The 18,717-nt window shown below is 70.6% G+C and carries 17 protein-coding genes and 1 pseudogene; 9 read left to right on the top strand and 9 right to left on the bottom strand.

Annotated features, from left to right (window positions below; genetic code table 11):
- The first annotated feature begins 107 nt into the window (after positions 1-107).
- Positions 108-1,049: a S41 family peptidase gene (locus ACQEVZ_RS56890; RefSeq protein WP_433384665.1), complete on the top strand. Its 942-nt coding sequence runs from the start codon at positions 108-110 to the stop codon at positions 1,047-1,049.
- A 30-nt stretch (positions 1,050-1,079) separates the two neighbouring features.
- Here ACQEVZ_RS56890 and ACQEVZ_RS56895 read toward each other — a convergent pair whose 3' ends face one another.
- Entirely contained in the window at positions 1,080-2,477 is a 1,398-nt protein-coding gene (locus ACQEVZ_RS56895) for an NF041680 family putative transposase (protein ID WP_433384668.1), read from the bottom strand.
- Between the two features lie 268 nt (positions 2,478-2,745).
- Between ACQEVZ_RS56895 and ACQEVZ_RS56900 the strand changes: the two genes are divergently transcribed.
- The 5 genes from ACQEVZ_RS56900 to ACQEVZ_RS56920 all read left to right on the top strand — a co-directional run bounded on the left by ACQEVZ_RS56900 (position 2,746) and on the right by ACQEVZ_RS56920 (position 9,039).
- Entirely contained in the window at positions 2,746-4,179 is a 1,434-nt protein-coding gene (locus tag ACQEVZ_RS56900; RefSeq protein ID WP_433386196.1) for an NF041680 family putative transposase, read from the top strand.
- A gap of 153 nt (positions 4,180-4,332) precedes the next feature.
- Positions 4,333-5,784: an NF041680 family putative transposase gene (locus ACQEVZ_RS56905; protein ID WP_433359946.1), complete on the top strand. Its 1,452-nt coding sequence runs from the start codon at positions 4,333-4,335 to the stop codon at positions 5,782-5,784.
- A gap of 122 nt (positions 5,785-5,906) precedes the next feature.
- Entirely contained in the window at positions 5,907-6,761 is an 855-nt protein-coding gene (locus ACQEVZ_RS56910; RefSeq protein ID WP_433384671.1) for an IS5 family transposase, read from the top strand.
- Between the two features lie 128 nt (positions 6,762-6,889).
- A complete protein-coding gene (locus tag ACQEVZ_RS56915) occupies positions 6,890-8,287 on the top strand; it encodes an NF041680 family putative transposase (protein ID WP_433384668.1) in 1,398 nt (465 codons plus the stop codon).
- A gap of 71 nt (positions 8,288-8,358) precedes the next feature.
- Positions 8,359-9,039: a hypothetical protein gene (locus ACQEVZ_RS56920; RefSeq protein ID WP_433384674.1), complete on the top strand. Its 681-nt coding sequence runs from the start codon at positions 8,359-8,361 to the stop codon at positions 9,037-9,039.
- Positions 9,040-9,154: 115 nt separating this feature from the next.
- Here the strand turns inward: ACQEVZ_RS56920 and ACQEVZ_RS56925 are convergent, their stop codons facing one another.
- The 3 genes from ACQEVZ_RS56925 to ACQEVZ_RS56935 form a co-directional block, all read right to left on the bottom strand.
- Positions 9,155-10,564 carry a S28 family serine protease gene (locus ACQEVZ_RS56925; protein WP_433384677.1) on the bottom strand — a complete coding sequence of 470 codons (1,410 nt, stop codon included), beginning with the start codon at positions 10,562-10,564 and terminating at the stop codon, positions 9,155-9,157.
- A 102-nt stretch (positions 10,565-10,666) separates the two neighbouring features.
- Positions 10,667-11,797 carry a hypothetical protein gene (locus tag ACQEVZ_RS56930; protein ID WP_433384680.1) on the bottom strand — a complete coding sequence of 377 codons (1,131 nt, stop codon included), beginning with the start codon at positions 11,795-11,797 and terminating at the stop codon, positions 10,667-10,669.
- Positions 11,798-11,902: 105 nt separating this feature from the next.
- The gene (locus ACQEVZ_RS56935) at positions 11,903-12,085 is read right to left on the bottom strand and encodes a hypothetical protein (protein WP_433384683.1); all 183 of its coding nucleotides are present in this window, start codon (positions 12,083-12,085) and stop codon (positions 11,903-11,905) included.
- Positions 12,086-12,151: 66 nt separating this feature from the next.
- Between ACQEVZ_RS56935 and ACQEVZ_RS56940 the strand changes: the two genes are divergently transcribed.
- On the top strand, positions 12,152-12,610 hold the full coding sequence (locus ACQEVZ_RS56940; RefSeq protein WP_344504801.1) for a MarR family winged helix-turn-helix transcriptional regulator: 459 nt from the start codon (positions 12,152-12,154) through the stop codon (positions 12,608-12,610).
- A 28-nt stretch (positions 12,611-12,638) separates the two neighbouring features.
- Here the strand turns inward: ACQEVZ_RS56940 and ACQEVZ_RS56945 are convergent, their stop codons facing one another.
- Positions 12,639-12,965, bottom strand: a complete 327-nt coding sequence (locus tag ACQEVZ_RS56945; protein WP_433386248.1) for a hypothetical protein — start codon at positions 12,963-12,965, stop codon at positions 12,639-12,641.
- Between ACQEVZ_RS56945 and ACQEVZ_RS56950 the strand changes: the two genes are divergently transcribed.
- Entirely contained in the window at positions 12,964-13,221 is a 258-nt protein-coding gene (locus ACQEVZ_RS56950) for a hypothetical protein (protein ID WP_433386250.1), read from the top strand. The two genes, ACQEVZ_RS56945 and ACQEVZ_RS56950, sit on opposite strands and share 2 nt — an antisense overlap.
- A gap of 34 nt (positions 13,222-13,255) precedes the next feature.
- Here the strand turns inward: ACQEVZ_RS56950 and ACQEVZ_RS56955 are convergent.
- Positions 13,256-13,495 (bottom strand): annotated as a pseudogene (locus tag ACQEVZ_RS56955) (DUF4956 domain-containing protein); the annotation flags it as partial.
- On the bottom strand, positions 13,495-13,719 hold the full coding sequence (locus ACQEVZ_RS56960; protein WP_433384686.1) for a hypothetical protein: 225 nt from the start codon (positions 13,717-13,719) through the stop codon (positions 13,495-13,497). The gene ACQEVZ_RS56960 and the pseudogene ACQEVZ_RS56955, both read right to left, overlap by 1 nt.
- Before the next feature lie 511 nt (positions 13,720-14,230).
- Between ACQEVZ_RS56960 and ACQEVZ_RS56965 the strand changes: the two genes are divergently transcribed.
- Positions 14,231-15,631, top strand: a complete 1,401-nt coding sequence (locus ACQEVZ_RS56965; RefSeq protein WP_433384689.1) for a DUF1996 domain-containing protein — start codon at positions 14,231-14,233, stop codon at positions 15,629-15,631.
- 103 nt (positions 15,632-15,734) lie between these two features.
- Here the strand turns inward: ACQEVZ_RS56965 and ACQEVZ_RS56970 are convergent, their stop codons facing one another.
- Positions 15,735-17,324, bottom strand: a complete 1,590-nt coding sequence (locus ACQEVZ_RS56970) for a beta-1,3-glucanase family protein (RefSeq protein WP_433384692.1) — start codon at positions 17,322-17,324, stop codon at positions 15,735-15,737.
- Positions 17,325-17,506: 182 nt separating this feature from the next.
- On the bottom strand, positions 17,507-18,574 hold the full coding sequence (locus tag ACQEVZ_RS56975) for a GGDEF domain-containing protein (protein WP_433384695.1): 1,068 nt from the start codon (positions 18,572-18,574) through the stop codon (positions 17,507-17,509).
- Between the last annotated feature and the right edge of the window lie 143 nt (positions 18,575-18,717).

An 18,717-nucleotide genomic window follows, 5' to 3' on the forward strand; every position in this document is an offset into this window, starting at 1 on the left:
GCCTGCCACCGCCCGGGCGTCACCGTCCGCCGCTGAGGCCTTCTCGCGGCACCACGCACGCCCGGGTCTGCGACCACCTGTGACCTGAAGTGCGAAGGGATCCACCCATGCAACTGCTCACCGACGTGCTCGACCTCGTCCGGCAGCACTACATCTTCCCGTCCGTCGCCGCGGAGGTCGTCACCGCGATCGAGGCCCGCGCCGCGGCCGGCGAGTTCGACGACCTCGGCGACGACGACCTCGCCGCCCGGGTGACCGAGTGCTTCCACGCGGTCAGCGGCGACAAGCACCTGCGGCTGCTCGTCCGCTCACCCGACCACCGCGCCGCCGTCACGCCGGAGGAGGCCGAGGCCGCCTGGCTGGAAGCGCAGCGGCTCGCCGGCCACCACATCGCCGCCGTGCAGCGGCTCGACGGCAACGTCGGCTACATCGACCTGCGCGGCGTCGCCGCACCGGGCACCGCCGGCGCCGCGGTCACCGCCGCGATGGAGCTGGTCGCCCACACCGGCGCGCTCGTCTTCGACCTGCGCCGCAACAAGGGCGGCGACCCCGACGGGGTCCAGCTGTGGCTCAGCTACCTGTTCCCCGACTCCGACACCCACCTCAACGACATCTACGACGGCCGCACGACCCGCACACGGCAGTTCTGGACCCTGGCGTACGTGCCGGGCCGCCGCTACCTCGACCGGCCGGTCTACGTGCTGACCAGCGCCTTCACCTTCTCCGCCGGGGAAGAGTTCGCCTACAACCTCAAGGCCCTGGGCAGGGCCACGCTCGTCGGCGAGGTGACCCGGGGCGGCGCGCACCCGACCGACCGCTTCCCGGTCTCGCCGACGCTGGAGGTCGCGGTGCCCAACGCCCGCTCGGTCAACCCGGTCACCGGCACCAACTGGGAAGGCACCGGCGTCGTCCCCGACATCGCCGTCGCGGCCGGCGACGCGCTCACCGTCGCGCACCGCAAGGCCCTCGAGCACATCCTGACCACGTCGACATCGCACGCCGTGCTCACCGAGGCACGGGAAGCGCTCGTTTTCTCATCCAACTCTTAAGGTCGCGGACCGGCGCTCTTAGCTTCGTGTTTAACGTCGTTTCGCCTTCCGGTGGGGCCTGGCGTTGGTCTTCTTGACCGCTGGATAGCGGGTTGCGGGTGTCGACTTTCGACCTTTCGGTCGTCCGGGGCCTGGGCGGGAGGGTTTCGGTGGGTTGGTTGGGCTGCCGATGCGTGGCAGTAGGTGGGCGAAACCGGCCCGGACCCGGCCGGGGGTCATCTTCTCGGCCGCCAGTGGTGGCTGCCAGGGCAGCCGGTGGTCGCCGACGTGGTCGCGGGCCAGGCGCAGTTGGGTCAACGCGGCGAGGATGAGCCAGGTCCACCGGTCGGCTTGCTCGGGGGTACGCACTTTCGGGGTGGTCGCGCCGAGCGTTTGTTTCGCGAAGCGGATCGTGTGCTCGATATCGAACCTGCGGATGTATGCCCGCCAGACCCGGTCCAGGTCGACGGTGGTGCCTGGGGGTCCGGTCCACCACAGCCACAGGGTCTTGGGTTGGCGGTGGCGTCGGCCGGGCAGGCGGGAGACCCGCAGCCGGATGATGGTGCCCTCCACGATGGTGATGGCCCCGTTCGGGTCGCGGTACGTCTGCTGGAGGGGGTGCAGCCGGTGCCAGGCGTGTACCTCGACGTGGCCGTACTGCTCGTTTTCACCGGTGTGTTTCGCGTCCGGTGCTGGCCAGGTGCCCGGTTCGTCGCAGCTGAACCGGGCGCCGTGGCGGCGGGGACGCCCGCCCCGCCCTGGTTGGTGTGGCGGCGGTGGGCCGAAGAATTTTCGGTCGTCGCGGATACGTACCACGATCTGGGCATCGGCATCGCGGAGCCCGACGGTGAGTTGGACGGGGTCGAAGCCGGCGTCGAAGGCGAACAGTGGGGTGGCCGGTGGCGGGCCCAGCCGTGGCAACAGGGCCTGGATGTGGGCTACCGCGACGGTGTTGAGGTTGTCCTGGACAGCCAGGCGGTGCACGTCGGTCGGCGCGGTCCACGAGTCCGCCGTCTGGGACAGCCCGGCGAGCCACAGGTACGACCAGCCGGCCACGATGGGTTGCCCGTTGGAGTGTCGGGACGGGTGGTAGTAGAACCCCCGCTCGGGGGAGCATTCTGCGTCGCAGCGCGCCCAGGTCGTGGCGTCCACGGCGAAGTCTGGCGGCCAGCCGGCGGGCCGGTGCGCGGCCAGCGTGTCGCGCAGCAGGTCGGTGTCGATGTCGCCGTGGGCGAGGGCGGCGTATGCGCTGCCGTGCCCGCGGTAGGCGCTGGGGGCCAGGGTGAGGTGGGCGACACCGGCCACCGGCATCGGGCAGCACAACCCATCAAGCAGTTCGAACAGCCCGTCCGCGCGGGCGGTCAGGCAGTCGTAGCACTCGTTGCGGAAGCGATGCAGTTCGTCTTGGTCGGTCTCGGCCGGGTGAGGGACACTAGCTGGGACGGTCATCTTGTCACCACTTGGGCAGATTCTTCTCTACTCCCAGAGTGGCAAGATGGCCGCCCCACGTCGACATCGGGGTGCGTAAGCCCAGGTCAGAGGTTAAAAGCGAAGCTTAGCTTGAGATTTAACCAACGGCCCGGACGATCAGAAGATCGTCCGGGCCGTTTCGGTGTGTCGCAAGGATATGGGTACGGCCACCCGTGATCATTCGGAGTGCTGAAGCTTCGAAGGATGCGGGGTGGCCGTGGGGCCTACTATGCCAGGTTTGAAGGCCGTGGTGGCAACGGATGCCTCGGTGTGTCGTGCGGCGTTGGTCGCGTTCCGGGCCGGGTTGTATGCGTGCTTCGACAGACGCGCGGACGCGTTGTTCGAGCTCGTGGATGCGGTGTTGACCGTCGAGGGTCCGGTGGACTCTCTGGTGGAACTGTCGCAGGAGAAGGTGTTCCGGCGTGGACACGGGGCGTTGTATGACGCGCTGGCTTGTGGTGACCTCGACGTTGAACAGCTGGCTGGGCTGATCGCGTCGTCGTGGCAGCCCGCCGACGACGGTCCGGTGAAGATCGCGGTGGATACCTCGGCGTGGCCACGGCCGGACGCGGTGACCTCTGCGGGGCTGTGCCACTGCTACACCTCCTGCCGTTGCGACGGATCCCGCAAGACGATTCCGGGCTGGCCGTTCTCCTTCGCCGCCGGGTTGGAGTGGGGTGCCTCGTCGTGGACCGCGCTGCTGGACGCGGTGCGTATCGGCCCCGACGACGACGCGACGGTGGTGACCGTCGCCCAGATCGGCAACGTGCTCGCCCGCCTGGACGCGGCCGGGACGCTCGCGCGGCGGCCCGCGCCGGTGTTCACGTTCGACTCCGGATACGACCTGACCCGCATCACCTATCTCGCCGAACGCGATGGTCTGGGTGTGCAGGTCCTGGGTCGGGTGCGCAGCGACCGGGTGTTCTATGCACCGGCACCCAAGGGGCGCAAGGACGGCCGCCCGGGCCGGCCCAAGAGACACGGCAGCCGTTTCGAACTGTCCAAGCCGGCATCGCTTCCGGCACCCACTCAGCGGCTGCGTGGGCAGAACCCGCGATACGGCGAGGTGATGGTCAGCGCGTGGCACGGGCTGCACCAGAAACTGTCCAGACAGGCCGGCTGGACCGGCTTCGAGGGGGTCCTGCCGGTCGTGGCTGGCACCGTGATCCGCATCCAGGTCGAGCGTCTGCCCGGCAACCGGGCGCCGGAAGACCTGTGGCTGTGGCACACCGCACCACCGGGCATCGTCTTTGACCTGGACCTGCTGTGGAAGACCTACCTTCGCCGGTTCGATGTGGAACACACCTTCCGGCTGCTCAAGTCCAGTCTGGGCTGGACCGCCCCGCAGATCCGTACTCCACAACAAGGTGAACGCTGGACATGGCTGATCCTGGCCGCACACGCACAGCTGCGGCTGGCGAAGACTCTCACGACCGATCTACGCCGTCCCTGGGAGAAGACGATCCCTGCCGGGCGGTCGATGACCCCTGGACGGGTCCGCCGGGGTTTCCGTAACCTGCGCCGGCATCTGGGCACTCCGGCCAGTAGGCCGAAAACGACCACTCCCGGCCCCGGCCGTCCCAAGGGCAGCACCCGGCCCCCACGAACCCGCTACCCAGTCGGCAAGAAGAAGTCCACAGTGGACATTCTGAAAGCCCGCAAGCAGGCACTCAAAGGATAAAACTCAAGCTTAGCTTGAGATTTAACCAACGGCCCGGGCGATCAGAAGATCGTCCGGGCCGTTTCGGTGTGTCGCAAGGATATGGGTACGGCCACCCGTGATCATTCGGAGTGCTGAAGCTTCGAAGGATGCGGGGTGGCCGTGGGGCCTACTATGCCAGGTTTGCAGGCTGTGGTGGCAACAGATGCCTCGGTGTGTCGTGCGGCATTGGTCGCGTTCCGAGCCGGATTGTATGCGTGCTTCAGCAGACGCGCGGACGCGTTGTTCGAGCTCGTGGATGCGGTGTTGACCGCTGATGGTCCGGTGGACTCCCTGGTGGAACTGTCGCAGGAGAAGGTGTTCCGGCGTGGACACGGGGCGTTGTATGACGCGCTGGCCTGTGGTGATCTCGACGTTGAACAGCTGGCTGGGCTGATCGCGTCGTCGTGGCAGCCCGCCGACGACGGTCCGGTGAAGATCGCGGTGGATACCTCGGCGTGGCCACGGCCGGACGCGGTGACCTCTGCGGGGCTGTGTCACTGCTACACCTCCTGCCGTTGCGACGGATCCCGCAAGACGATTCCGGGCTGGCCGTTCTCCTTCGCCGCCGGGTTGGAGTGGGGTGCGTCGTCGTGGACCGCGCTGCTGGACGTGGTGCGTATCGGCCCGGACGACGACGTGACGGTGGTGACGGTCGCCCAGATCGCCAATGTGCTGGCCCGTCTGGAGGAGGCCGGGACGCTCGCGCGGCGGCCCGCGCCGGTGTTCACGTTCGACTCCGGATACGACCTGACCCGCATCACCTATCTCGCCGGACTCGACGGTCTGGGTGTGCAGGTCCTGGGTCGGGTGCGCAGCGACCGGGTGTTCTACGCACCGGCACCCAAGCGACGCAAGGACGGTCGGCCGGGCCGGCCCAGGAAGCACGGCAGCCGGTTCGAACTGTCCAAGCCGACAGCGCTTCCGGCGCCCGATCAGCGGCTGCGTGGGCAGAACCCGCGATACGGCGAGGTGATGGTCAGCGCGTGGCACGGGCTGCACCAGAAACTGTCCAGACAGGCCGGCTGGACCGACTTCGAGGGGGTGCTACCGGTCGTGGCTGGCACCGTGATCCGCATCCAGGTCGAGCGTCTGCCCGGCAACCGGGCGCCGCAAGACCTGTGGCTGTGGCACACCGCACCACCGGGCACCGTCTTTGACCTGGACCTGCTGTGGAAGACCTACCTCCGCCGGTTCGATGTGGAACACACCTTCCGGCTGCTCAAGTCCACCCTGGGCTGGACCGCCCCGCAGATTCGTACTCCTGAGCAGGGTGAACGCTGGACATGGCTGATCCTGGCCGCGCACGCCCAGCTGCGGCTGGCGAAGACCCTCACGACTGATCTACGCCGTCCCTGGGAGAAGACGATCCCTGCGGGGCGGTCGATGACCCCTGGACGGGTCCGCCGGGGTTTCCGTAACCTGCGCCGGCATCTGGGCACTCCGGCCGGTAGGCCGAAAACCACCAATCCTGGTCCCGGCCGTCCCGTGGGTAGCACCCGGCCTCCGCGAACCCGCTACCCAGTCGGCAAGAAGAAGTCCACAGTGGACACACCAAAAGTCAACAATCAGGCACTCAAGGGATAAAACTCAAGCTTAGAGCGACCGGCAATAGGTCAGGATCTGGGCGGGTGGGGACCCCGGGTGCGAGGCAGGCACGGGTCCATTGATTATCGGAGTTCTCTACGCTTCGTAACCGATGGAGTCCCGTGCCTGCGCTGCCATCATCGTTGTTCGAGCCTGTCTGGGTCCAGTTCGCCGCGCTGTGGCCTGAACAACCCGAGTTCGACCCGGCGCATCCCCTCGGTTGTCACCGCCGCCGGATCCCGGACCGGGTCGTGTTCGAGCACGTCATCGCCGCGCTGGTCCACGGATCCGGGTATGAACGCGTCGCCTCGGACACCTGTTCTGACCGCACGATCCGCCGGCGTCTGCGGCTGTGGGCCGACGCCGGGCTCGGCGAGCAGATCCACGAGCTGGCCCTGGACGCCTACGACCGGATGATCGGCCTGGACCTGGCCGACGTCAGCGCCGACGGCGCGATCACGAAAGCACCGTGCGGCGGGGACCGGGCCGGCCGGTCACCGGTCGACCGTGGCAAGGGCGGCATGAAACGCTCGACCGGCGTGGACGGGTACGGCATCCCGCTCGGCATCGTCGGCGCCACCGCCAACCGGCACGACTCCCCGCTGCTGCGCGACACCTTCGCCGCGTGCAGCACCCAGCTGCGGCACCACTGGCCTGATCAGGTCACCGCGCATCTGGACCGCGGCTACGACAACAACCGCAGCCGTGACCTGCTCGACGAGCTCGGCTTCGACGCGCAGATCGCCCGCAAGGGCGTACCCGCCCCGATCCAGATCGGCAAACGCTGGGTGGTAGAGCGGACGAACTCGTGGATGAACGGCTTCGGCAAGATCCGCCGCTGCACCGACCGCGACGCCCAGACCATCGACTTCTACCTGTACCTGGCCGCCGCCATCGTCACAATCCGTCAACTCATCCAACGAGCCCGCACCCTCTACCGCTGGGACACCCGACCCACCACCCGCAGACTCAAGTGACACCTACTGCCGGTCGCTCTTAGCTTCGCTTTTAACCTCTGACCTGGGCTTACGCACCCCGATGTCGACGTGGGGCGGCCATCTTGCCACTCTGGGAGTAGAGAAGAATCTGCCCAAGTGGTGACAAGATGACCGTCCCAGCTAGTGTCCCTCACCCGGCCGAGACCGACCAAGACGAACTGCATCGCTTCCGCAACGAGTGCTACGACTGCCTGACCGCCCGCGCGGACGGGCTGTTCGAACTGCTTGATGGGTTGTGCTGCCCGATGCCGGTGGCCGGTGTCGCCCACCTCACCCTGGCCCCCAGCGCCTACCGCGGGCACGGCAGCGCATACGCCGCCCTCGCCCACGGCGACATCGACACCGACCTGCTGCGCGACACGCTGGCCGCGCACCGGCCCGCCGGCTGGCCGCCAGACTTCGCCGTGGACGCCACGACCTGGGCGCGCTGCGACGCAGAATGCTCCCCCGAGCGGGGGTTCTACTACCACCCGTCCCGACACTCCAACGGGCAACCCATCGTGGCCGGCTGGTCGTACCTGTGGCTCGCCGGGCTGTCCCAGACGGCGGACTCGTGGACCGCGCCGACCGACGTGCACCGCCTGGCTGTCCAGGACAACCTCAACACCGTCGCGGTAGCCCACATCCAGGCCCTGTTGCCACGGCTGGGCCCGCCACCGGCCACCCCACTGTTCGCCTTCGACGCCGGCTTCGACCCCGTCCAACTCACCGTCGGGCTCCGCGATGCCGATGCCCAGATCGTGGTACGTATCCGCGACGACCGAAAATTCTTCGGCCCACCGCCGCCACACCAACCAGGGCGGGGCGGGCGTCCCCGCCGCCACGGCGCCCGGTTCAGCTGCGACGAACCGGGCACCTGGCCAGCACCGGACGCGAAACACACCGGTGAAAACGAGCAGTACGGCCACGTCGAGGTACACGCCTGGCACCGGCTGCACCCCCTCCAGCAGACGTACCGCGACCCGAACGGGGCCATCACCATCGTGGAGGGCACCATCATCCGGCTGCGGGTCTCCCGCCTGCCCGGCCGACGCCACCGCCAACCCAAGACCCTGTGGCTGTGGTGGACCGGACCCCCAGGCACCACCGTCGACCTGGACCGGGTCTGGCGGGCATACATCCGCAGGTTCGATATCGAGCACACGATCCGCTTCGCGAAACAAACGCTCGGCGCGACCACCCCGAAAGTGCGTACCCCCGAGCAAGCCGACCGGTGGACCTGGCTCATCCTCGCCGCGTTGACCCAACTGCGCCTGGCCCGCGACCACGTCGGCGACCACCGGCTGCCCTGGCAGCCACCACTGGCGGCCGAGAAGATGACCCCCGGCCGGGTCCGGGCCGGTTTCGCCCACCTACTGCCACGCATCGGCAGCCCAACCAACCCACCGAAACCCTCCCGCCCAGGCCCCGGACGACCGAAAGGTCGAAAGTCGACACCCGCAACCCGCTATCCAGCGGTCAAGAAGACCAACGCCAGGCCCCACCGGAAGGCGAAACGACGTTAAACACGAAGCTTAGGTGCGGGGCCGATGCTGGCAGCGTCGGCCCCACACCGCCCCGCACCGGAGGACCACTGATGAGCGACACGAAACCACTCCCGGACGACCCGGACCGGCCTGCCGCCGACCCGACCCGGGACGCCCCGACGGTGAGCACCCCCGCCCACAGCGACCCGGCCGCCGCGCCCCTGGCCGCTCCTGCTGCCGCCGCGCCCGCTGCCACCCCGGCCGCTGCCACCCCGGCCGCTGCTGCCCCGGCCGCTGCTGCCCCGGCCGCCGCTGCCCCGGCCGCCGCTGGCGCTGCCCCGGCCGCCGCCGCCACGCCCGACCCCGCGCCGGGCGAGCCGGTCTGGGCGGCGGAGCCGCCGCCCGCGGGCCACGCGGCACCCGCGGCCCCGCTCCGGACCCACCCGGCGGGCAGCCGCTGGCGGAGGTCCCGCGTCCCGGTGCTGGTCGGCGCCGCCGGCCTGGTGCTCGGCTGCTGCCTGGGCGGGGGCATCGTCGCCGCCGGTGTGGCGGTCTTCGGCGACGGCCACCGCGGCGACGACCGGATCAAGATCGACCGCAACGACCGCGGCGACAACGGATTCCGCCCCAGCAGCCGCGAAGGCAACGGCCGCGGGGTCCGTCCCGGGCAGAACCCGGGCCAGAACCCCGGACAGGGCCCCGGACAGGGCGGCAACCGCCGACCCGGCCCACCGGCCGCGTCCACCGCCCCGGCCCCCACGACCGCCGTCCCGGCCCCGTCCGCTTCCTGACCCGGACCGGACAGCCGCCGCGGCGACCCCCCAGCCGGCTTCCAGACGTGGAGAAGCCCGGCGCACGCCGCCGCTCGGATGAGCCCGCCCCGTAACGGGGCGGGCCCACGGTCTCCTAGCGGAGGTTGAACCGCCGGTCCAGGGCCGGGTCGCGGTCGTCGAGGGAGGAGATGTACGACGGGGCCGCCGGGGCGAGCGCCGCCGGGGCGGACACCCCCGCCCAGCGCTGCACGGCCGCCGTCGCGGTCGCGGACTCCGCCGGGGTGAGGCGGCTGATGTTCGAGCCGTGGTTGTAGCCGGCCGCCGTGTAGGACAGCGAGTCCCTCGTGCCCGGCCCGAGGCGGAAGGGCTCCGCGCCCCAGGGGTCGTTCTGGCCGTACACGAACAGCAGCCGCCGACCGAAGAGCTTCACCCACACGTCGATGTCGTCCATCGCAAAGGGCTGGAAGCGCGGCACGATGTCGCGCGGGATATAGGACTGCGCCCGGTCCTGGCCCCGGTAGTGCTGGAGGCCGGCGAGGTGCGGCAGCGACACGTCCGGGTAACCCAGCTGGTAGGCCGCCTGGAAGTAGTACGGGACGTAGGGGTTCACGCCCTGGTCCGTGTTGGAGTCGATGCCGTAGATGGCGTCCAGCCACGCCCAGATGTCGTCGCTGGACGCGGTCGGCGCCGGCACGTCGACGCAGTCGCTCTCCAGGCTGTACTGCCAGAACGCCCAGGTCGTGCCGTTCACCATGAACTCGAACGCCCTGTCGGCGCTGCCGACGACCGTGAACGTGCGGGCGTTGGCCGCGGCCCACGCCTCGTAGCGGGCGACGAGTTCCGCGCGGCGGCGCAGCGCCTCGACCTGCACGGCGTCGAGCGCGGCCCGGCACTGCGCGGTGCCCACCTTGGTGAAGAACCGGTCGTACGCCGAGTCCTCCGCGTTGTTGACGTCCTGCGGCGCGACGTAGGCGACCGTGCCGTCGACGTCACTGGGGTAGAAGCGGCGGTGGTAGATCGAGGTCATGCCGCCCTTGCTGGCGCCCGTCGAGATCCACTTCTGCGAGTAGATCGGCTTGAGCGCGGCGACGAGACGGTGGTGGTCGGTGGCGGCCTGCCAGATCGTGAGCTTCGACCAGTCCGCCGGGTCGGGCCGCGACGGGGTGAAGTACCGCTGCTCGACGGAGATCTGGTTGCCGTCGACGAGCCGGGTGGGCTCGGAGCGGAACGCGTACCCCGGGACGTTGTAGCCGGTCGTGTGCAGCACCGTCGGCCGGTCGGTGCCCCGGTGCAGGAGCGTGAACCGCTGCTGGAACGTGCCCGCCGACGGCCGCAGGTGGTCGACCGGCTGGGTGATGCTCAGGACGAAGAACCGGTACGGCGCGGCGACCGGCTGCTCCTCCAGCACGGTCACGCCCGGGGCCGCCTCGAGCTGGTCGCGGATGTCGGTCGCGGCCGCCGCGGGGCTCCCGGCCACCACCGCCCCGACCAGCCCGAGCAGCGGCACTGCCATCGACACCAGCACACGCCTGAAGCGTGTCATCGCGCCCTCCCATCGACGATTTCGAGTACGTCGATGCACGCTATCGAGGGTCCGCCGCCTTCCGGCCCTCGTCCTGGCCCTTGACCTGCCGGTCCGGTGGCGTCAGATGCCGGCCGAGGAGCGGTCGGGCAGGCCGTGACGGGCGGCGACCGGGTTCCAAACCACGAGGAACCGCGCCTTCGCGTCGCCGGCCAGTCTCGACTGGCGCTGCGCCTCCTGGTAGTCGGCCTGGTAGTCGGCCCGGCCGCCGCCGTCGCAGCCGCCGGCCTGGACGGCCTGGCCCCACAGGACGAAGCCGCGGTCTGCGGCGAGGGAGTAGCGCAGCGCGTCGGTGAGCAGGCCCCGGAGCTGCTCGCCCTCGGGGAGCGCGGACAGGTCGGCCGCGGCCACGGCGTCCAGCTGGGCCTGCCGCTCGGTGCCGACGGCGCGCAGGTCGGCGACCGCCTGCTCGACGGCGGTGCAGTCGTCGACCCGGGCGATGGCGGCGTTGAGCTTGGTCCTGCTGGCGACGCTGGCGTCGAGCACCGCGTCGACGGCGGCGGCCTGGGCCCGCGGGTCGCCGGTCGCCGCGCCCGGCGCCGCGACCCGCGTCGGCTGGCCCTGGCTCGCCGGCTGCCCGGTTGACTGCCCGGTTGGCTGGCTGGCTGACTGGCCGGTTGACTGCCCGGGGATCTTCGGCCAGGCCGCGCCGGCGGTCGATCCGGCGGACGCGGGGGTGGACCGGGTCCCGCCGGTCATCCGTACGACGGCGATGACGGCGCCGGCGAGCACCAGCACCGCGACGATCACGGTCAGCGGGACGCCGGCGCGGGACCGCTGCGGCGCCGCGTAGAGCCCGCGCGGCGGACCCGGCGCCGGGGACAGCGAGACGGGCGGCCCGGAGACCGGCGCCCCAGGGACCGGCATGCCGTACGGCGGCCCGGAGTCCGGCGAGCCGGAGACCGGTGGGTCGGAGATCAGTGGGTCCGGGGTCGGTGGGCCGGAGATCGGTGGCCATGAGGCCGGCACGGCGGCGTCCTGGGCGTCCTGGGACGGCGACCAGGCGACCGGCGGCCACGAGACGTGCGGCGGGGGCAGCGGCGGCAGGCCGTGGGCGTCCGGGATCGGGCCCGGCTCAGGCGCGATGACGGCCGGCTCGGGGTTTGGCGGTGCGGGCCGCATCGAGAAGCCGCAGTTCGCGCACCGGATCGCGGCGGCGTCGTTGCCCGGAAAGGCGCAGATCGGGCACGTCATGCCACCGAGCGTATTGACGGGCACACGGCCGGCGACACCTCCGTCGGGGCCGACCCGGCTGCCGACGGTCGGGTGCGGGTGGCCGTCAGGACGCACCCGTTCGTGTCACGACTGCCCCTCGGCGCGGCGCGCGGCGGCCTCCTTCTGCCGGGCGCGAAGCTGCTTGTACTGCTCACGGGCCTCGGGGTGCCAGCCCTGGATGGCGCCCTCCACGGTCGCCGGGCCGAAGATCTTGAAGAAGAACTCGCCGAACCGATCTTTCGGTGTGCCCTGCGACCGCTTGAACATGCCCGAGACCCAATCGCTTGGTGTGCCAATAGTTGGTGTACCAATCGTCAGTGTACACTCGATCTCGTGACCGACAACCTCGAGGATCCGCTCGCCCTGGAGCGCCAGGTGTGCTTCGCCCTGGCGGTGGCCTCGCGCAACGTCATCGCGCTCTACCGGCCGCTGCTGGAGCCGATGGGCCTGACCCACCCGCAGTATCTGGTGATGCTGGCGCTGTGGCAGCGGGCCCCGCTGTCGGTCAAAGAGCTCAGCGGCCTGCTCCAGCTCGACCCGGGCACGCTGTCGCCGCTGCTGAAGCGGCTCGAGGCGGCCGGGCTGATCAGCCGGCAGCGGGCACGCGACGACGAGCGGCTCCTCGCGGTCACGCTGACCGCCGAGGGGCAGGAGCTGCGGCGGCAGGCGGAGCTGATCCCGCCGGCCGTGTTCGCCCGGCTCGGCATGCCCCTCGACGAGCTGCTCCAGCTGCACGCCGCGCTCACCAAGGTCATCGAGGTCACCCAGAAGGAAGGGCCGGACGCCTCCTGAAGCGGAGCGCGCCCGGCCTGCCGCCCGCCTAGCGGCCGCCCATCCCCCCGCCGGCCGGTGCCTGACCGGCGGTGACCGTCACGGCCAGGGTGGCCGAGCCGAGCGTGCCGCCCCGGGCGAGGCCGCCGGTGGAGGTGCCGGTCGGGGTCCCGCCGGTGTAGATCTTGTACTGGCTGCCGCCGGTGATCCCGGGTGCGGAGTAGACGAGGTTCTGGGTCGCCTTCGACGTGACGAACGTGGCGACCACCTTCCCCGAGCCGTCGACGACCTGGACGGCGGTGCCGGCGGCGACGGTGCCCGTGAAGGTCGCCGACAGCCAGCCCTGCGGGGAGTCGGTGCCGGGCGCGACCACCATGCCGGAGCTGCCGGCCGCGGCGAGGACGCCGCCGCTGATCGTGAAGCTGCCGTTGACGAGGGTGCCGCCGGTGATCGTGGCCGTGAAGTCGCCGACCTCCTCCCCACCGCCGCCGCCACCGAAGCCCCCGCCGCCGCCCTGCCGCCCGCCGGGCCCGCCCTGCGCACCCGTGCCGCCGCCAGACGAGTCGCCGCCGGATGAGCTGCTGGAGGAGCCCGAGGCGTTGAGGCCGTCGTCGCTGGAGATGACCGGCTGAGCCCGGCGAGCAGGCCGAGCGCGAGGGCGGCGAAGTAGTAGGCGATCTCGTGCTGGGCGATCTCGTTGGAGCGCAGCCGGATGATCGACAGGACCCCGAACAGGCCGAGGCCGAGGCCCGCGCCGACCGACGACGAGCCGAGCACCATCGAGGTGGCGAGGACGCCGAGGTTCACCCCCAGGAACGCCACGACGAGGTCCCGGCGGTGGTGGCGGGGGAAGTACACCCCGAAGGTCAGTACGGCGATGGCGACCAGGTCGACACCGATGATCATCAAGTCGTCCACGGGAGATCCTTCATCTGCGTGTCCTGGACCCGGCTGCCGGTGACGGCCGCGAAGCACACCCTGGTCAGCGCGTTGCCGACCCGGCTGCGCAGCGGCACCGGCCCGGTGAACCACCGCACGCCGAGGGTCGTCCGCCGCGTCCGCCGTACGTGCGCCGCCACCCGCAGGACGTCCTCGACCCGATGCTGCCCGTCGGCGTCCGCGCAGACCACGTCGTCATGGTGACCCCGGCGCTGTATCCGCTGCTGCGCCCGTCGACGACGACGAACACGAGATGGTTCGCGTCGACGACCCCGACCCGCGAACACCGCGTCGTTGTCCGCCGCGATCCGCGACGTGTTCTCCACGATGTTCGTCCCGGATACGGACCGAACGTGTGCCGACCTTCCGCGTTCGCTGTGACCCCGCTGTGTCTGTCGTCCCTGCGACCGGAAGCGCCACTCCCTCGCAGGGACCGCGCCGCGGAGAGCGCTCCCTCGACACCGAGGTGAGGGGTGGTCGCGGTGCGTGGACGGTCACACACGCGTACGGGCTGCGGGAAAGCGGATTCTTGGAGAGCGCTCTCCCATTTGTCGGAATCCATTGACACCGATCCCGTACGAGGTTCACTGTGAAACTACAGAGAGCGCTCTCTTGCAAGATCATTCGCTGGGCCCGCTGCCACGGGCCCGGTGCCGGCCGGGCCCCGCCCCCGGCCGTTCCCGCAGAACCGGAGGACCCGTCATGTCCCGTAGTGCCCTCGCGGGCAGAACACGGCTGCGCACCTTGGTGCTCGGTGCCGCGCTCACCGCGCTGGTCGGCACGTTCCTCACCGCCCAGGCCCTGCAGTCCGCCGACGCCGCCGAGACCCCGCTGTCACAGGGCCGGCCGACGACGGCGTCCTCGACCGAGAACGGGGGCACCCCCGCCTCCAACGCGGTCGACGGCAACACCGGCACCCGGTGGTCGAGCGCGTTCAGCGACCCGCAGTGGCTGCAGGTCGACCTGGGCGCGACCGCCACGATCACCAAGGTCGTGCTCAACTGGGAGGCCGCCTACGCGCGCGGCTTCACCATCCAGACGTCCGCGAACGGCACCTCGTGGACGACGATCAACACCACCACCAACGGCACGGGCGGCGTGCAGACGCTCACCGTGAACGGATCCGGCCGGTACGTGCGGCTGAACACCACGGTCCGCGCCACGCAGTACGGGGTGTCGCTGTTCGAGTTCCAGGTGTTCGGCACCGGCGGCGTCCAGCCCACGCCGACCGGCAGCGCGTCGTCCGGCGCCGGCTGGATCAAGATGGACCAGGCGAAGTGGGCCGCGCAGCTCGCGCAGTTCAACGCGATGACCATGCACCCGGCGCCCGCCAACGCCGTGCGGGTCTCGGAGTTCAACGCCGCGTGCACCTACAGCCACTCGTTCAAGGACGACCCGATCGTCTTCCCCGGCCTGCCGGGCGCGTCGCACATGCACAGCTTCCTGGGCAACCGCGGTACCAACGCCAACACCACCACCGAGTCACTGCTGGCGAACACGTCGTCGAGCTGCGGCCCGGCACTCGACCACTCCGCCTACTGGATCCCGACGCTGTACGAGCGGGGCGTGGCCATCGAGCCGCGCGGCGTGACCGTGTACTACGGCTCGCGCCTGCAGGACCCGACGAAGACGGTGCCGTTCCCGCAGGGCTTCCGGATGATCGCCGGTGACGCCAAGCGGCAGGTGGCGACCCCGTCCGGCGCGCCGGGCCAGTTCTGGTGCGCGGGTCCGGGCGGCGAGATCGGGCGCAGCGCCGACGGCAACTGGCCGATCTGCGCGCAGACCGCCAACCTCACCTTCCAGCTCGTCTTCCAGGACTGCTGGGACGGGATCAACCTGGACAGCCCCGACCACAAGTCGCACGTGTCGACCAACCTGGTCAACGGGCAGTGCGGCGGGGCGTTCCCGGTCGCGATCCCGAACGTCTCCTTCGTCATCGACTACAACACGCACGGCAGCGCGGACGGCTACACCCTCGCGTCGGGCATGGCGTCGTCGATGCACGGCGACAACTTCTTCGCCTGGGACAACGTGGCCCTCGGCCAGCGGGTGAAGGACTGCATCGTCCAGAAGGCCAAGTGCAACACCGCCGGCACGTTCTGACAACCGTCCGGCGACACTGACGTTCCACGGTGAGAGACGTGGTCTCGGCTGGCGGGCCGGGACCACGTTCCCCCTGTCAGGTGCAGGCGACTCCGCGGAGGACCTAGCCCCGGCGCCACTTCTGGTTGGAGCTGCCGGTGCACGTCCACTGGATGAGCTTCGCGCCGTCGGCGCTGTTGAAGGACTGGATGTCCAGGCACTTGCCGGACTGCAGGTTCACGATGTCGCCCGCGGCGTTGAGCGTGAAGCGCTGCGCGCCGGTGCCGTTGCAGGTCCAGATCTGGATCTTCGCGTCGTTGGCGAGGGACCCGGCCGCGACGTCCATGCACTTGCCGCCGGCCTGGATGGTGTCGCCGACGAACGTCCAGTTCTGCGCGCCGGTGCCGTTGCAGGTCCACATCTGCAGCTGGTTGCCGTCGGTGAAGTTCGACGACGGCACGTCGACGCACTTGTTGTTCATGTTGCTGATGATGCGGTTGCCGGTCGGCTGCGGGTTGCCGCCGCCGGTGAACGAGGTGAGCACGATGCCGGCCGCCCGCGGGTCGCCGTCGTGCACGAGGGACTCGAAGGCGCCCACGTCGTCGAAGGGGAAGGCGTACGCCTTGCCGTCGACCATGTTCGCGTGAATGATCTTGGCGTACTGGTTGGTCGGGTTGTTCTTGTAGAAGTCCGCCGCGTTGGTGCTGGGCTGGGTGTCGATGGTGCCGAGCGTGCCGCGGTTGAGCGCGGCGCACAGCGTGCGGGAGATCGGCCCGACGACGAGGTCGTTGGGCGCGGCGAGGCGGCCGGCGCAGCCCCACACGTCGGCGCTCGTCGGCCGCTGGAACGACGCGACCTGCTGGCCGGCGGAGTTGGTGAAGTTCATGGTCGTGCCGGAGACCCGCCCGAAGTACTTCGTGTTCGGCTGGTCGCCGAAGGGCACCACGGTGAGGGTCTTCGACGCGTAGGCGCCCCACGCCGAGTTGATGTAGGAGTCGAGGTACGTGGAGCTGAGCCCGCCCGCCTCGGCCGCCTTGCCCGGGGCGAGGACGCGCAGCACGGTGCCGTCGCCGCGGGTGTAGATCGAGCCGCCCCAGCCGGCCTGGTTCCGGATGCCGTTGATGACGGCGTCGCGGCCGCCGGCGACGAGGTCACCGGTCCGCTTCGTCGCGCCCGTGGCGCCGGTGACGGTCACGGCGTGCGGCACCGCGAACATGTCGACCTGCGAGCTGTTGAGCCACAGGCCGGAGTCGTTGTAGGTGAACTCGCTCCAGTCGAAGAGGATGTCGCGGTTGGAGTCCCCGCCCGCCCACGGCGCGGGCTGCACGAGCCCGTCCGGGGTGAGGTAGAAGTTGATCCGCTGGCCGAGGGAGAAGTACACCCGGCCGGACAGCCCGCGCGGGATCTGGATGACCTTCGAGCCGCCGTTGCCGGGGCCCGCGATCGACACGTCGGGCGCCGGGGTCGGCGGGAGGCCGCCCGCCGGCCAGTTGTTGAACGTGCCGGCCGAGTTGACGTAGCCGAGCCGCCCGGTGCTCAGGTTGACGCCGAGCACGTAGAGGTAGACGGCGTCGCCGCGGCCGGTCGAGTTGGTGACGGTCATGGGCAGCAGGTTGGGCCCGATCGCCTGCGCGGCGGTGCCGGCCGTCAATATGGCCGGTACCGCCAGCAGGAGGGTTGCGGCTGCGCGCAGCAGCCTTCTCGTGGTGCGCAAGGTGGCTCCTCGGTTCCGCTGGACAGCCCCGGTCGCGCCCGGTGGCGGCCGGGCAGGGCCGTCGCGACGTTGGGTTCGCCATGCGCCCAGTACCGAATCTGTGAAGATTCTTAACTGAGAGCGCTCTCACAGCATCGGGTCGAGATCGGAACATGTCAATAGTCGCGGGACTGGCCGGGTGGCTACCTGTTCGGGACGTGCGACCGCCGGCGCGGGGTGGCCTCCACGGTCGAGACCCGGTCCCGGCCGCGGACCTTCGCGTCGTACAGGGCGCGGTCGGCGGCGGCGAGCAGCGCCTCCGCCTTCGTGGCGCCGGACCGGGTGGACGCGAGGCCGATGCTCAGCGTCGGCAGCCCGTCGGGCAGGTCGGTGATCCCGGCGACCGCGGCCCGCACCGCCGCCGCGATGCGCCGCGCCACCGGCACGCCACCCTCGACGATCACGGCGAACTCGTCACCGCCGAGCCGGGCCGCGACGGCACCGTCCGCGGCCGCGTCGCGCAGCGCCGCGGCGACCTGGACCAGGACGGCGTCGCCGGTCGCGTGCCCCCACGTGTCGTTGATGGTCTTGAAGTGGTCGACGTCGACGATGAGCAGGCAGTGCTCGGCGGCGGTCGTCCGGGCCGCGTCCAGCGCGGTGGCGAGGTCACGGTCGAACGCCCGCCGCCGCCGGTTGGGCAGGCCGGTCAGCGGGTCGGTGGTCGCCTGCCGCTCCAGCATCGTGACGAGCGCGTCCTCGCGGCTGCGCAGCTTCGTCACCACGACCGTCAGCACGCAGTACGCGGTGACGAGGGCCGCGACGTCGGTGAGCCCGACCCCCACCGGCTGCAGCGTGAACGTCACCGCGGCGTCGGTCACGCTCGCCGCGGCGAGCAGCGCGTACGCCACGTCCTTGCGCAGGAACGTCGCGGCGTAGATGAGCGGCCACAGATAGTACAGGTGTGCGCTGACGCTCACGTCCTCGGTGGCGAGATTCAGCCCACCGATGATCGCTACGCCGAGTATCGGCACAGCGACCCAGAACGGCTCTGGAACCCGCTGCGGAACCAGCCGGCAGCACGCCCCGGCGAAGATCATCGCGCCCGCGGTGATCACCGTCGCGACGATGCCCGCGGCGCTGCCGGCGAAGCCGGGGACCAGCAATGCGCAGGTCCCGACCACCGCGCCGCCGAGCATGAGGAAGTACGCGACGGCGCGCGTCGCGGCCGTCCTGTCCCGGGCGAGGATCATCGACCGGCGCGGTTCTCCCACCCCGGCAGATTCGGCATCCGGGCCCCGCATCTGAGCACAACGTGACGATCAGGGGGTGTGCCTACCCCCTGCGTCGGCTGCGGACCACCTACAATTCCCCAGCGGTTCGCTGATCGTTGGGTTGCGGACGCAAGGGGCGATCG

The sequence above is a fragment of the Dactylosporangium sp. CA-152071 genome (genome assembly GCF_050936335.1).
GTDB lineage: Bacteria > Actinomycetota > Actinomycetes > Mycobacteriales > Micromonosporaceae > Dactylosporangium > Dactylosporangium maewongense.

Bases quoted from the DNA above. Each gene is read 5' to 3' on its own strand.
- ACQEVZ_RS56905 (WP_433359946.1), top strand. From the start codon at position 4,333: ATGCCAGGTTTGCAGGCTGTGGTGGCAACAGATGCCTCGGTGTGTCGT.
- ACQEVZ_RS56895 (WP_433384668.1), bottom strand. From the start codon at position 2,477: ATGACCGTCCCAGCTAGTGTCCCTCACCCGGCCGAGACCGACCAAGAC.
- ACQEVZ_RS56920 (WP_433384674.1), top strand. From the start codon at position 8,359: ATGAGCGACACGAAACCACTCCCGGACGACCCGGACCGGCCTGCCGCC.
- ACQEVZ_RS56890 (WP_433384665.1), top strand. From the start codon at position 108: ATGCAACTGCTCACCGACGTGCTCGACCTCGTCCGGCAGCACTACATC.
- ACQEVZ_RS56950 (WP_433386250.1), top strand. From the start codon at position 12,964: ATGCCGGAGCTGCCGGCCGCGGCGAGGACGCCGCCGCTGATCGTGAAG.
- ACQEVZ_RS56965 (WP_433384689.1), top strand. From the start codon at position 14,231: ATGTCCCGTAGTGCCCTCGCGGGCAGAACACGGCTGCGCACCTTGGTG.
- ACQEVZ_RS56945 (WP_433386248.1), bottom strand. From the start codon at position 12,965: ATGGTGGTCGCGCCCGGCACCGACTCCCCGCAGGGCTGGCTGTCGGCG.
- ACQEVZ_RS56930 (WP_433384680.1), bottom strand. From the start codon at position 11,797: ATGACGTGCCCGATCTGCGCCTTTCCGGGCAACGACGCCGCCGCGATC.
- ACQEVZ_RS56935 (WP_433384683.1), bottom strand. From the start codon at position 12,085: ATGTTCAAGCGGTCGCAGGGCACACCGAAAGATCGGTTCGGCGAGTTC.
- ACQEVZ_RS56915 (WP_433384668.1), top strand. From the start codon at position 6,890: ATGACCGTCCCAGCTAGTGTCCCTCACCCGGCCGAGACCGACCAAGAC.
- ACQEVZ_RS56925 (WP_433384677.1), bottom strand. From the start codon at position 10,564: ATGACACGCTTCAGGCGTGTGCTGGTGTCGATGGCAGTGCCGCTGCTC.